Source organism: Streptomyces sp. NPDC054813, assembly GCF_053611365.1.
In genome coordinates this window covers 101,022-114,187 of sequence record NZ_JBSHAF010000008.1, presented here as the reverse complement: position 1 = coordinate 114,187, position 13,166 = coordinate 101,022, and the positions used below count along the sequence as shown (strand labels likewise).

At 71.8% G+C, this 13,166-nt stretch carries 14 protein-coding genes; 7 read left to right on the top strand and 7 right to left on the bottom strand.

What is annotated here, in order from left to right; all coding sequences use genetic code 11:
* Window positions 1–1,254 (bottom strand): iron uptake transporter deferrochelatase/peroxidase subunit, encoded by a 1,254-nt coding sequence (gene efeB / locus ACWGJB_RS17920; protein WP_453381100.1) that lies wholly within the window; start codon window positions 1,252–1,254, stop codon window positions 1–3.
* 10 nt (window positions 1,255–1,264) lie between these two features.
* Window positions 1,265–2,395, bottom strand: coding sequence for an iron uptake system protein EfeO (gene efeO / locus ACWGJB_RS17915; RefSeq protein WP_453381099.1), 1,131 nt, complete (start codon window positions 2,393–2,395; stop codon window positions 1,265–1,267).
* A gap of 82 nt (window positions 2,396–2,477) precedes the next feature.
* On the opposite strand from efeO, the gene ACWGJB_RS17910 reads away from it, so the two are divergent.
* Window positions 2,478–2,633: a hypothetical protein gene (locus tag ACWGJB_RS17910; RefSeq protein WP_453381098.1), complete on the top strand. Its 156-nt coding sequence runs from the start codon at window positions 2,478–2,480 to the stop codon at window positions 2,631–2,633.
* Window positions 2,634–2,744: 111 nt separating this feature from the next.
* Complete coding sequence (locus tag ACWGJB_RS17905) at window positions 2,745–3,413, top strand: PhzF family phenazine biosynthesis protein (protein WP_453381097.1); 669 nt, start codon at window positions 2,745–2,747, stop codon at window positions 3,411–3,413.
* A 56-nt stretch (window positions 3,414–3,469) separates the two neighbouring features.
* Here the strand turns inward: ACWGJB_RS17905 and ACWGJB_RS17900 are convergent, their stop codons facing one another.
* Genes ACWGJB_RS17900 through ACWGJB_RS17890 form a run of 3 tightly spaced genes read right to left on the bottom strand, consistent with a single transcriptional unit; the run spans window position 3,470 to window position 5,580 of the window.
* The gene (locus ACWGJB_RS17900) at window positions 3,470–3,730 is read right to left on the bottom strand and encodes a hypothetical protein (RefSeq protein ID WP_453381096.1); all 261 of its coding nucleotides are present in this window, start codon (window positions 3,728–3,730) and stop codon (window positions 3,470–3,472) included.
* Between the two features lie 4 nt (window positions 3,731–3,734).
* A complete protein-coding gene (gene npdG, locus ACWGJB_RS17895) occupies window positions 3,735–4,463 on the bottom strand; it encodes an NADPH-dependent F420 reductase (protein ID WP_453381095.1) in 729 nt (242 codons plus the stop codon).
* Window positions 4,464–4,500: 37 nt separating this feature from the next.
* Window positions 4,501–5,580 (bottom strand): sialidase family protein, encoded by a 1,080-nt coding sequence (locus ACWGJB_RS17890; RefSeq protein WP_453381094.1) that lies wholly within the window; start codon window positions 5,578–5,580, stop codon window positions 4,501–4,503.
* Window positions 5,581–5,660: 80 nt separating this feature from the next.
* Between ACWGJB_RS17890 and ACWGJB_RS17885 the strand changes: the two genes are divergently transcribed.
* The gene (locus ACWGJB_RS17885; RefSeq protein WP_453381093.1) at window positions 5,661–6,260 is read left to right on the top strand and encodes a hypothetical protein; all 600 of its coding nucleotides are present in this window, start codon (window positions 5,661–5,663) and stop codon (window positions 6,258–6,260) included.
* A gap of 171 nt (window positions 6,261–6,431) precedes the next feature.
* Here ACWGJB_RS17885 and ACWGJB_RS17880 read toward each other — a convergent pair whose 3' ends face one another.
* Window positions 6,432–6,665, bottom strand: a complete 234-nt coding sequence (locus ACWGJB_RS17880; protein ID WP_360493507.1) for a hypothetical protein — start codon at window positions 6,663–6,665, stop codon at window positions 6,432–6,434.
* A gap of 58 nt (window positions 6,666–6,723) precedes the next feature.
* Between ACWGJB_RS17880 and map the strand changes: the two genes are divergently transcribed.
* Both map and ACWGJB_RS17870 read left to right on the top strand, forming a co-directional pair.
* Window positions 6,724–7,581: a type I methionyl aminopeptidase gene (map, locus tag ACWGJB_RS17875; protein WP_453381092.1), complete on the top strand. Its 858-nt coding sequence runs from the start codon at window positions 6,724–6,726 to the stop codon at window positions 7,579–7,581.
* A 147-nt stretch (window positions 7,582–7,728) separates the two neighbouring features.
* Entirely contained in the window at window positions 7,729–8,376 is a 648-nt protein-coding gene (locus ACWGJB_RS17870) for a biliverdin-producing heme oxygenase (protein ID WP_453381091.1), read from the top strand.
* Between the two features lie 20 nt (window positions 8,377–8,396).
* On the opposite strand, the gene ACWGJB_RS17865 is transcribed toward ACWGJB_RS17870, so the two are convergent.
* Window positions 8,397–9,197 (bottom strand): site-2 protease family protein, encoded by an 801-nt coding sequence (locus ACWGJB_RS17865; RefSeq protein WP_453381090.1) that lies wholly within the window; start codon window positions 9,195–9,197, stop codon window positions 8,397–8,399.
* A 146-nt stretch (window positions 9,198–9,343) separates the two neighbouring features.
* Between ACWGJB_RS17865 and ACWGJB_RS17860 the strand changes: the two genes are divergently transcribed.
* Window positions 9,344–9,823: a DUF6578 domain-containing protein gene (locus ACWGJB_RS17860; RefSeq protein ID WP_453381089.1), complete on the top strand. Its 480-nt coding sequence runs from the start codon at window positions 9,344–9,346 to the stop codon at window positions 9,821–9,823.
* A gap of 67 nt (window positions 9,824–9,890) precedes the next feature.
* Window positions 9,891–13,157 carry a BTAD domain-containing putative transcriptional regulator gene (locus ACWGJB_RS17855; RefSeq protein WP_453381088.1) on the top strand — a complete coding sequence of 1,089 codons (3,267 nt, stop codon included), beginning with the start codon at window positions 9,891–9,893 and terminating at the stop codon, window positions 13,155–13,157.
* Window positions 13,158–13,166: the final 9 nt, after the last annotated feature.

The following is a 13,166-nucleotide window of genomic DNA, read 5'->3' as shown; positions in this document are numbered from 1 at the left end:
TCACGCCCCCTTGGAGGACTCGGAGAACAGCGTCCGGCCCCACCAGTCGTCCTTGTCCCGGACGCCGGGCGGGACCGCGAAGACCGCCGAACCCACGTGCTGGATGTACTCGTTGAGTGCGTCCGACGCCGACAGCCTGCGCTGCAGCGGGATGAACCCCTTGCGTACGTCACGCTGGTATGCCAGGAAGAACAGGCCCGCGTCGAGCCGGCCGAGCCCGTCCGTACCGTCGGTGAACGAATAACCCCGGCGCAGGATGGTGATCCCGTCGTTGGAGTCGGGGTGCGCGAGCCGCACATGGGCGTCCGGCTTCATCGCCTTCAGGAACGGCGCGTCGTGCTCCTTGGCCTTGCCGACCGGGGCGCCCTCGCCCTTGTCCCGCCCGAAGACGTCCTCCTGCTCCTGGAGCGAGGTCCGGTCCCAGGTCTCGATGTTCATCCGGATGCGCCGGGCGACGAGATACGATCCCCCGCTCATCCACGCCGGACCGTCGCCGTCGCCCACCCACACGAACTTCTTCAGCCGGTCGGTCTCGGTCCCCGCGATGTTGCGGGTGCCGTCCTTGAACCCCATGAGGTTGCGCGGGGTCTGCGCGTCCGGCGTGGTCGAGGACGTCTTCCCGAAGCCGAGCTGGGACCAGCGGATGGCGACCTTGCCGAAGCCGATACGGGCGAGGTTGCGGATGGCGTGCACGGCGACCTGGGGGTCGTCGGCGCAGGCCTGGACGCACAGGTCGCCGCCGGTGCGGGCGGAGTCGAAGTTGTCGCCCGGGAACTGCGGCAGATCGACCAGGGCGGCAGGGCGGCTGTCCTTGAGTCCGAACTTCTCGAAGAACGACGGTCCGAAGCCGATCGTCAGCGTCAGCCGGTTCGGCTTCAGCCCGAGCGCCTCGCCGGTGTCGTCCGGGGGCGCCTCGGCGAGCCCGCCGAACGCGCCGTCGCCGATCGCCTTCCCGGCGGTCAGCCGCCGGGCCGCGGCCGTCCAGTCCTTCAGCAGCTGGACGAACTCGGCCCGGTCGTCGGTCTTCACGTCGAACGCGGCGAAGTGCAGCCGGTCCTGGACGGCGGTGGCGATACCGGCCTGGTGGGTGCCGTGGAACTCCACCGCGCCACCGGCGTCGGCGGCGGTCGGGTCCATGTCGTCGCCCGCCTCGGCCATCGCCACCGCGCCCCCGGCCACGGCGGCGCCGAGCGCGAGCCCGGCCCCGCCCCAGCCGATGAGCGCGCGTCGCGACGGATTGATTTTCTCGGTCATGTCCCGCCCCTTACTTGACGACGGTCGCGGCGAGCTTGGACAGCGGCTCCGCGAGGGCGTTGACGGCGTCGGACAGCTCCTTGCGCTGGTCCTTGGTGACCTTGTCGTACGACACGAAGCCGTCCGAGGTCGTGCGGTACTTGTCGAGCAGCGTGTTCAGCGCGGCGAACTGCTTGTCCAGCTCGGCGGCCAGGGCCGCGTCGTTCTTCTGGGCGACCGGCTTCAGCAGCTCGTACGCCTTCTGCGCGCCGTCGACGTTGCCCTTGAAGTCGCTGAGGTCGGTGTGGGAGTAACGGTCCTCCTCACCGGTGACCTTGCCGGTGGCGACCTCGTCGAGGAGTTCCTTGGCGCCGTTGGCCATGGAGGTGGGGGTGATCTCGGCCTTGCCGACCCGCTTCTGCCAGTCCTTCAGGTCGGTGAGCAGTTCGTCGGCGAGGGTCTTCTGTTCGGCGCCGATCTTCTTGTCCTGCCACAGTGCCTTCTCCAGCGCGTGCCAGCCGGTCCACTTCTGGCCCTTCTCCAGGCCGTCGGCGCGGGTGTCCGTCTTGGGGTCGATGTCCCCGAAGGACTCGGCGATCGGCTCGGTGCTCTCCCAGCCGACGCGGGAGGGGGCGTAGGCGTTCTTCGCGGCGGTGAGGTCACCGGCCTTGATGGCGTTGACGAACGTCTCCACCTTCGGGATCGTCGCGTCGGCCTGTTCCTGCGCGTACTCGCGGTAGTCGGCGACGGCCTTGTCGAGCGTCGGGTTGCGCTTGGCGACCGCGCCGGAGCCGGTGACGGTCAGCTTCTGCCGGACGCCGTGCCCCTTCATCCCGGGCCGGCAGGCGATCTCGTACGACCCCTGCTTCACCTCGGCGGTGAGCGTGTACTTGGTACCCGGGCCGATGTTCTCCTTCTCCGAGACGATCCGGTCGTCCGGGAAGAGGATCTCGACCTCGGTGGCTTTGGAGCCCTTGTTCTCGATGGCGAGCGTGACGTGACCGGCCGGCACGGACTTGGCCGACGTCTCGCACTTGGAGTCGGCGGCGGTGACCTGGATCGCGTCCCCGCCCTTGGCGTCGCTCTTCGCCGTGCAGGCCGATAGGGCGGTCAGAGCTGCCGCGGTGGCGGCGGCGGTGACGGTGAGTCGGACGGCACGCATGCAGACTCCAAGCGGGGGAGGTGTGGTGAGGCTGGCCTAACTTACATGAGGCTTACCTCACTGATACCCGCCGGGGTCGGGATTGACCAGACACAGAAAGATCACAGATACCGGCGGCAGCCTCGCCGCCACCGGCTCGGCCCTCACGGCCGCCGCCCTCGGCACGGCGGCCGCGGTCACCGTGGCGGCCGGCGCGGGCGTGGTGTTCGCGATGGGCAGGCGCCGTACCGAGGCGTGATCCCCGTCGGGCGTCCCCCGTCGGCGACAAGCCGGACGTCCCCCGTCGGTGGTCGGGTCGTCCTCCGTGCCTGGGACGGCCCGGCCGCCGCCGCAGTGCTTGAATGCCGGAGTGACTGATTACGACGTGCTGCGGGTCTTCTGCGCGGCGAACGGCGGCTACGGCAACGAACTCGGGGTCGTCCGGGACGGCTCGGTGCTGCCCGAGCGGGAGGACCGGCAGGCGCTGGCGGCCAAACTCGGGTTCAGCGAGACCGTGTTCGTCGACGACCCCGAGCGCGGGGTGGTCGACATCTACACCCCCACCCTGCGGCTGCCCTTCGCCGGCCACCCCTGCGTCGGTGCCGCCTGGCTGCTGGACGTGCCCGAACTGGTCACACCGGCCGGCGTGGTCGGCGCCCGGCTGGACGGGGAGTTCAGCTGGATCGAGGCGCGCCCCGAGTGGGCCCCGCCGCGCACCCTGCGCCAGTACGCCACGGCCGCCGAGGTGGACGCCCTGCCGGTGCCGCAGCCCGGGGAGTGGATCTACGCCTGGGCATGGGAGGACGAGTCGGCCGGGCGGGTGCGCGCCCGCGCCTTTCCCGGGCGCGGCGACGGCATCGACGAGGACGAGGCGACCGGGGCGGCCGCACTGCTGCTCACCGACCGGCTGGGCCGGGCCCTGAACATCACCCAGGGCAGGGGCTCGCAGATCCTCACGGCACCGCAGCCGTACGGCTGGGTGGAGATCGGCGGGCGGGTCCTCCTGGAGGGCGCCGAGTGGCAACCCGGTCTCGGTTAGCGGCAGTCTCGGTTAGCGGTGGTCTCGGCCGGTAGCAGTCTCGGCCGGTGGCCGTCTCAGCCGGCGGCCGGCTTGTCCTCGCGCCCGCGCCGCACGTAGTACCAGGTCATGTTCGACGACAGCCCCGTCAGCAGCACCCAGACGACGCCCATCAGCCAGCTGCCCTGGACGAACGAGACGACGGCGGCGGCGACGGCGAGGACGCAGACGACGAGAGCGTAGAGGGCGAGGCGGGGCATAGCAGTCGCTTTCGGATCGGTCGAATCAGTCGAATCGGTCGAGGGGGGACACCGGTCGCAGCGACCAGTGTCCCCCATCCGCTCAGACGTCCGTGACCCGGAGCCCGGCGTGTGCCTTGTAGCGGCGGTTGACCGAGATCAGGTTGGCGACCAGGGACTCCACCTGGTGGGCGTTGCGCAGCCGCCCCGCGAAGATGCCCCGCATCCCCGGGATCCGCCCGGCCAGCGCCTGCACGATCTCCACGTCCGCGCGCACCTCGCCCAGCACCATCACATCGGTGTCGATCTCCTCGACCTCCGGGTCCTGGAGCAGCACCGCCGACAGATGGTGGAAGGCCGCTGTGACCCGCGAGTCCGGCAGCAGCGCCGCGGCCTGCTCCGCCGCGCTGCCCTCCTCCGGCTTGAGCGCGTAGGCGCCCTTCTTGTCGAAGCCGAGCGGGTTGACGCAGTCCACGACCAGCTTCCCGGCCAGTTCCGCGCGCAGCGACTCCAGCGTCTTGCCGTGTCCGTCCCACGGTACGGCGACGATCACGAGGTCGCTGCGGCGCGCGCACTCGGCGTTGTCGGCGCCCTCGACACCGTGCCCGAGTTCGTCGGCGGCGGCCTGCGCACGCTCGGCGGCCCGGGAGCCGATGATCACCTTCTGGCCGGCCCGGGCCAGCCGGTAGGCGAGGCCCTTGCCCTGCGGGCCGGTGCCGCCGAGTACACCCACGACCAGTCCGGAGACGTCGGGCAGGTCCCAGGGATCCTTGGCGGGGGCCTTCTCGGCCGCCGCCTGCTGTGCACTGTCGGAAGTGTCGGAAGAGGTCATGGGCCGACTCTACGTCCGTGGTGGCGGCGGTACCCGGTCAGGTGAGCCGGTTCACGGGCACCCGGCGGAAGGTGATCGTCTCGTACGCGCCGAAGTCCCCGGTCTCGTACAGCAGTCCGACGGTGGCCGGGTCGATCCGGGTCAGGTCGGAGTACGCGGCGGGCAGGCCGTCGAGCGGGTGGACGGGGCGCCAGGTGGTACCGCCGTCGCCGGACGCACGGATCGTCATCAGCGCGCGGGTGGCGGGGTCCGCGGGGCCCGAGTAGAGCAGCAGATCGGGATCCCGCAGCTGGAGCACGGAGGCCTCGCAGACCGGCGCGGTGAGCCCGGCCTGCGGCCGGAACGGCTTCACCAGCGTCTTCCCGCCGTCCTCCGAGTGCGCGTCGGCCCGGTTGCCCGGGGACGGCGAGTCGTTGCGGGTGTTGAAGTAGACGCGCCCGTCGGGGAGTTCGGCGGCGGTGGTCTCGTTGACGTTGATGTAGCCGTTGGTGTTCTCGTCGATGTAGCCGAGGTACCAGGTCTCGCCCCTGTCGTCGCTGAGCAGGCAGTGGCCGCTGTTGTACTTGCCCTCGGTGCCGTTGTCGGTCCCGGTGGGCGCGACGGTGTGGTTCGCGGCCACGACGACCCGCCCGGTGCGCAGTTGGATGGCGTGCCCGGGTGTGGTCGCGTACCACCGCCACCCGGCCTTCTTCACCGTCTTGGTGATCTCCTTCGGAGCGGACCACGTCACCCCGTCGTCGTCGCTGTGCTGCACCCACACCCGGCGCCCGTCGGCGTCCGGGACCTGCCCGCGCAGAATGGCGTCCTCGGTGGCGGAGGCGGCGCTGCGGACGTGGACGAGCAGGATCCGGCCGGTGTCCAGGACGACCGGGGCGGGGTTGCCGGCGAGGTCGCTGCCGTTGCCGGCGGCGACCTGGAGCGCCCCCCAGGTACGCCCACCGTCGCCGGACCTCTTCAGTACCACGTCGATGCGCCCGTAGTCGGCGCTGGAGTTGACCCGCCCCTCGCAGAAGGCGAGCACGGTGCCCGCCCGGGAGACCACCACGGCCGGGATCCGGAAACTGGCGTAGCCCTCGGTGCCCGCGCGAAAGGGAATGCTTGCTTCTACGTCGCTCATGGGCCGCCTTCTCCCCTGGTCGGGCGAATTCGGGGTGAACTCCGCGTCACGAGTGACCGATTGCGGCAGTATGCGGGGGCATGGACGCCGTACGGGTCGCGTTGCTGCGTGAAGTGCTCGCCGGGACCGAGTGGTTGGGGGCGACGCGGAGGTTCGCGGGCGCGCTGCGCGGCTCGGTGGTGACGCACGGCGGCGGACTGCTGCTGCTCGGCACCCCGGAGTACGAGCCGTGGCATCTCGCCGCGCACCTGGTGGACGAGGCCGCGTGGTCCGGTACGCCGGAACTTGCGCCGACGCTCGTACGGCACGACGCGCGCGCGTCCGACCCGGCGCACCTCGCGGTCGGCCCCGGCCGTATCGAGGCGGCCCGCCGGGGAGAGACGCTGCTCGTGGTGGCGCCGGCAGGATCGGCACCGCTCCTGGAGCACGTGCACACCGCCCGCCGGGCCGGGGTGACGGTGCTGGCGCTGTCCGCCACGGCCGACGACGCGCTGACGGCGATGGCCCACGAGACGCTCACGGTCCCGGACGGCGCGGAACTGGACCTGGACACGGTCCAGCACCTGGTCAGCGCGGCGACGGGGGAGAACGGCCCCTCCCCGAGAAACCACCGCCGCTTCCGAGACCGCCTCTCCAGGCTGGCCGAAACAGTGACGGCCCCGCCCCCCACCCCCTGGTAGTTCCCCACCCGCCCAACCGACTCGGTCGACTACCTGCCTCCGACAGCCCCGAAGAAGCGGAGATGGAGACCGGGACGCCACCGACCCGCCCTGATGTCGTACGACGCCCGGACCGACAAGCACGCCGTGCGGCTGCGCGCGCAGCGCACGGCCGCACCGACCCAGCTCTGATCACCCCTCTTCGGAGGAGTCACCCGCCGGGGCGTCGTGCCAGCGCGGATCGTTCTCCCACTGGAGGTTGCGCTCCCGCGCGCTCTCCATCGCGTGCTCGGCCTCCTGCCGGCTGGCGTAGGGGCCGAACCGGTCCTTGGCAGGGCACTCGGGGCCCTCCTCGACCTTCTTGTGCTCCAGGCAGTAGTACCACTCGCCCGGCTTGCCGACGGTCCGCTTCTTGAACAGGGCCATGACCGGCTCCTTTCGCCATCCACATGTTCCCCCATGCCCGCTGGTTAGACTCGCTGGCATGTCTGGCCAGTCGCTGCTCGTACCAGGGGAGCTCTCTCCCACCCGTCCGGTACCCGGAAACATCCGCCGCCCCGAGTACGTCGGCAAACCCGCGCCGACCCCGTACACCGGGCCCGAGGTGCAGACCCCGGAGACCATCGAGGCGATGCGGACCGCCGGCCGTATCGCCGCCCAGGCGATGGCGGAGGCCGCGAAGATCATCGCGCCGGGGGTGACCACGGACGAGCTGGACAAGGTCGCGCACGCGTACATGTGCGACCACGGGGCCTACCCCTCCACGCTCGGCTACCGCGGCTTCCCCAAGTCCCTGTGCACCAGCCTCAACGAGGTCATCTGCCACGGCATTCCGGACTCGACCGTCCTCCAGGACGGTGACATCGTCAACCTGGACGTGACGGCGTACATCGGCGGCGTGCACGGCGACAACAACGCGACCTATCTGGTCGGGGACGTCGACGAGGAGAGCCGGCTGCTGGTCGAGCGGACCCGGGAGTCCCTCGACCGGGCGATCAAGGCGGTCAAGCCGGGCCGGCAGATCAACATCATCGGCCGGGTCATCGAGTCGTACGCCAAGCGCTTCGGCTACGGAGTCGTCCGTGACTTCACCGGCCACGGCATCAACTCCTCCTTCCACTCCGGGCTGATCATCCCGCACTACGACAGCCCGCAGGCGACGACCGTGATGCAGCCCGGGATGACCTTCACGATCGAGCCGATGCTGACGCTCGGGACGCACGAGTACGACATGTGGGACGACGGTTGGACGGTCGTCACCAAGGACCGCAGGCGGACCGCCCAGTTCGAGCACACCCTGGTGGTGACCGACACCGGCGCGGAGATCCTCACCCTGCCGTAGCCCCGCCGTGGCACCGGGCCCGCTCTCCCCTCGGAGGGCGGGCCTTTTTTCGGGTACGCTTTTACCGACAGCGTGTCGGTAACGTTCCCGACAGGGTGCCGGTAAGAGCATTGATTTAGGTAAGCCTTACCTTAGGGGATGTTGCCCATGGACTCCTTCTCGACACTCATCCGCAGCGCGTCCCACGAGCAGCACGTGGAGGTGGGGACCTCGACGTTCATGAGCGATCTGCTGGGCGGCCGGCTCGGCGTGCGGGCGTACACCCGCTACACCGAGCAACTGTGGTTCGTGTACGACGCGCTGGAGGGCGCGGCCGACCGGCTGGCGTCGGACCCGGTGGCCGGGCCGTTCGTCCGGCCCGAGCTGTTCCGGCTGACGGCGCTGGAGCGGGACCTGGCGCATCTGCGCGGGGCCGGGTGGCGGACGGGGCTCACGGCCCTGCCGGCGACGGAGGAGTACGCGGCACGGGTGCGAGAGTGCGCCGAGCGGTGGCCCGCCGGTTACATCGCCCACCACTACACCCGTTACCTCGGCGACCTCTCCGGCGGCCAGATCATCCGGGACCGGGCGGAGCGGACCTGGGGCCTCGAGAGGAAGGGCGACGGGGTCCGCTTCTACGTCTTCGAGGGCATCGCCAACCCGGCCGCCTTCAAGCGCGGTTACCGCGAACTCCTCGACGCGGTGCACGTCGACGACCTGGAGAAGCAGCGCGTCGTGGCCGAGTGCAAGCGGGCGTTCGCCCTCAACATGGCGGTGTTCCGCGCGCTCGGCGAGGAGTTCCCGCTCTCCGCGTGAGGGCGGTCAGGCCCCTCTGCTCACTGGGCCACCGAGCAGTACTCGTTCGTCCCCTGCCAGAAGCGGTACAGCTCCTGGCCGCAGTAGCGGTCGAAGTCGCCCACGCCCAGGCCGCGCAGCAGTGCGTCGATCACGTCGAAGAACGCGCTGTTGATCGACGGCACCCACAGCAGCGCGAAGACGAAGAGCAGGCCGAAGGGGGCGAACGGCTCCACCTGGCGCTTGATGTTGTACGACAGCCAGGGCTCGATCACGCCGTAGCCGTCCAGGCCCGGCACCGGCAGGAAGTTCAGGATCGCGGCCGTGACCTGGAGCAGGGCGAGGAAGGCGAGGGCGTAGCGGAAGTCGCGCGGCACGCCGTCCAGGGCGTGCAGCCAGAACGGCGCGGTGCAGACGGCGGCGAAGACCACGTTCGTCAGCGGACCGGCCGCCGAGATGAGGCTGTGCCGCCAGCGGCCGCGGATCCGGCTGCGCTCGATGAAGACCGCACCGCCCGGCAGACCGATCCCGCCCATGATCACGAACAGCACCGGGAGCACGATGCTCAGCAGGGCATGGGTATAGGCGAGAGGATTAAGGCTCAGATAGCCCTTCGCGCCCACCGTGATGTCACCGCTGTGGAGGGCGGTGCGCGCGTGCGCGTACTCGTGCAGGCAGAGCGACACGATCCAGGCCGCCGTCACGAACAGGAACACGGCGACGCCGGGCTGCTCGGCGAACCCGGACCAGGTGGCCCACCCGGTGACGGCGGTGACGGCCAGGATCCCGACGAAGACGGGACTGATCCGCCGGTCGCTGTGGCGGGTGGTGGTGGCGGTCATGGGCAGGGCTCCTGGGGACTGGGGCGGTCGACGCGGGTCCGACCGTACCTGGCGTGGCGAAAAAACGCGTCGGGTGCTGGGGAAATACCTCTCGGCGCAGGTGAAAACGGATCGCGACCGCCGTTCGGTTCCGGAAGGCTGGGGACATGCGACCGCCGAAGGCGTTGAGGGTGTTGAAGGTGTTCTACGAGGACTGGCAGATGGAGTGCTGCGGCACCCCGTTCGCGGTCGGCGACGAGGTGGCCTGGAAACTCGTCGCCTACCGGGCGGAGGCCCGCCGGGAGGACGTCGGGTACGGCGCCGAGGCCTGGGTGGAGAACCACGGCGGGCCCGACCACCCCACCACCGGCCGGGTCCACGGCGTCGACCTGGTCCGGGAGGAGTACCGCTTCCACCGGCCCGACCCGGTGCCGGCGCCGCCGGGGGAGGGGGTGGTGCTGCAGGGCACCGGACGCGGCCTGGAACCGGTGCCCGGGACCGTCACGACGACGTCCGTCGAAGCCTGCCCGAAGTGGTTCGGGGAGGTGGACCTCGGCACAGTGGACGGCCTGGGGCGGGTCCGCCGTACCTGCGGCGCCCTCGTCACGCTGGCCGCCCCGGACACGAGGCACGTCCTGCGCCCCTGACCCCCGTGGCGGCTCTCGGCACCCCGCCGTCCGAACCCCGTGACCGCTCCTGACACCCCCAGGGACAATGGACCCCGTGCGCTACGCGATCCTCGGCACCACCCAGGTACTCCGCCCCGACGGCACGGCCGTCCCCGTGGGCGGTTCTCGGCTGCGTGCCCTGCTGACCGTGCTCGCGCTGCGGGCCGGGCGCGGGGTGCCCGCCGGGCTGCTCGTCGACGAGGTGTGGGGCGACGAACCGCCGGCCGACGCGACCGGCGCGCTCCAGGCGCTGGTCGGCCGGCTGCGGCGGGCGCTCGGCGCGGACGCGATCGACTCCACCGACGGCGGCTACCGGCTCGCGGCCGCCCCCGACGACGTCGACCTGCACCGCTTCGAGCGGCTCACCGGCGAAGCCCTGCGCGCGCTCGCCGACGGCGACCCCGCCAAGGCGGCGACCGTCCTCGACGACGCCCTCGCCCTGTGGCACGGCCCGGCCCTGGCCGACCTGCCCGACCGCACCGCCGAGGCGGCCCGCGTCGACGTCCGCCGCCTGGACGCGCTGCGCGCCCGCCACACCGCCGCCCTCGCGCTCGGCCACGCCGAACAGGCCCTCCCTGAGCTGACCGCCCTGTGCGACGCCCACCCCCTGGACGAACCCCTCCAGACGCTGCGGCTGCGCGCCCTGCACAGCTGCGGCCGCACCGCCGAGGCGCTGGCCGCCTACGACGACGTGCGACACCTGCTCGCCGACCGTCTCGGTTCCGACCCCGGGCCCGAACTGCGCGCCCTGCACAGCGAGTTGCTCGACCCGGCACCGGCCTCCGAGGAGCCGTCCCGGCCTGGCAACCTGCGCGCCCGGCTCACCTCCTTCGTCGGACGCGAGAGCGACCTGGAGGTCATCCGGGGTGACCTGGCCGACGCCCGCCTGGTCACCCTGCTCGGGCCCGGCGGAGCCGGCAAGACCCGGCTGTCCCAGGAGGCCGCCGAGACCGTGCGGTACGCCGCCCGCGACGGGGTGTGGCTGGCCGAGCTGGCCCCCGTCGACGACCCGGCCGACGTCCCCGAGGCCGTGCTCAGCGCGCTCGGCGCCCGCGAGACCGTGCTCTACGGCGCCGGCGCCGAGGGTATACGGGCCGCCGCCGACCGGCACGACGACCCGGTCGAGCGGCTCGTCGACCACTGTTCCCGGCGCCGGATGCTGATCGTCCTGGACAACTGCGAGCACGTCGTCGACGCCGCGGCCGATCTGGCGGCCCGGCTCCTTGAGCGCTGCCCGGACCTGACGATCCTGGCCACCAGCCGTGAACCCCTCGGAGTCCCGGGGGAGTTGCTGCGCCCGGTGGAGCCGCTGCCCGATCCGGTGGCGCTGCGGCTGCTCGCCGACCGGGGCGGCGCGGCCCGGCCCGGCTTCACGGTCGACGCCGACGAGGAGACCGCGGCGGCCTGCGCCGAGATCTGCCGCCGCCTGGACGGACTGCCCCTCGCCATCGAGCTGGCCGCCGCCCGGCTGCGGATGCTCACGCCCCGCCAGATCGCCGACCGGCTCGACGACCGCTTCCGCCTCCTCACCTCCGGCAGCCGTACCGTGCTGCCCCGCCAGCAGACCCTGCGCGCGGTCGTCGACTGGTCCTGGGACCTGCTCGACGCCGGCGAACGGGACGTCCTCGGCCGGCTGTCCGTCTTCGCGGGCGGCTGCGACCTGGCCGCCGCCGAGGCGGTCTGCGGCCCCGCCACCCTCGACGCGCTCGCCTCCCTGGTCGACAAGTCCCTGGTCGTCGCCGCCCCTTCGGACGGGCAGGGGATGCGCTACCGGCTCCTGGAGACCGTCGCCGAGTACGCCGGCGGCCGCCTCGACGAGAGCGGCGATCGTGCCGCCGCCGAGCGCGCCCACCTGACGTACTACCGCGAACTCGCCCGCACCACCGACCCGTTGCTGCGCGGCTCCGGCCAGCGGGCCGCCGTGGCCCGGCTGGAGCTGGAGTACGAGAACCTGCGCACCGCCATCCGCCACGCCATCGCCACCAGGGACGAGCAGGAGGCGCTGTGCCTGGCCCACTCCCTGGTCTGGTACTGGCAGTTGCGTGACAAGCGGGTCGAGACCCGCACCTGGTGCGCCGACATCATGGCTCTCGGCCCGGACCCCTTCGCCGAGCCGGTCCGCCGTGCGGAACCGGTGTGGCAGCGCGTGCACGACACCCCGCCGCCGTATGCCGGAGAAGTCCTCGTCGAGGCCCGGCGTGGCATCCATCTGGCCCATCTGGCCTGCATGGACACCGAGTTGGAGGTCTGGCAGACGCCGGCCGCGCAGGCCAAGATGCGCGCCGTCGTCCAGGCCTACGAGCCCGGTCTGCCGCAGACCTGCCGGGCCCCCGGCATGTTCTGGTTCTTCGCCGTGATGCTGACCGGCGGCCTGGAGCAGCTGCGCACCATCGTCGACGCCGGCGTCGAGACCTGCCGTCGTACGCCCGGCTACGAGTGGGAACTCGCCGGCGCCCTCCAGTTGCGCGCCAACGTGTTCGCCAACTTCGCCACCTCGGCCGGTGCCGCCACCCGCGACGCCGACGAGGCCCTGGAGATCTTCCGGCGCCTCGGGGACGACTGGGGCACCGCCGAGGCCTTCTCCGCACGCGCCGAGTCCCGGGAACGCATGGGGGAGTACCGGGAGGCCGCCGCCGACTACGAGGCCGCCATCGAGTGCGCCGAACGGCTCGACGCCCGCACCCAGGTTGCCGTGCTCAACGCCCGCCTCGGCATGGCACTGCTCGAACTGGGCGAGATCGAGCGCGGTGAAAGGCTGCTGCGCGAGGTGATCGCCGACCATGACAGCAGCCACAACGAGGCGATGCCCGCCGCCCGGCTCTTCCTCACCGTGTGGCTGCTGCTGACCGACCGGATCGCCGAGGCCCGCGAACAACTCCGGCTGCTGCGCGCCCAGTTCAAGATCTCGCACTTCGTCGTCTTCGACGCCATGATCCTCATCCAGGAGGCCTGGGTGGACGCCCTCGACGGCCACCACACGGACGCCCTGGCCAAGCTGCGCGAGGCGATAGCGCACTCCGACGACCCGCTGGCCCAGGCCGTCACCCCGCACTCCGGCTCCTCCAGCCTGACCGTCGCCGCCTTCGCCCTGGCCGGCATGGACGACGGCGCCCGCGCCCAGGACGCCGCCCGCTGTCTGGGCGCCGCCGCCGCCCTGCAGCCGCCCGGCCATGTCTCCTCCGGCATGGAACGCAGACTGCATGCCCGCGCCGAGGCCCGGGTCCGCGCCGCACTCGGCGACGACGCCGCCTACGAGGCCGCATACGCCGAGGGCGGCGGCCTCTCCCTCGTGGAGGCCGCCGCCCTGCTCTGATCCGGGACC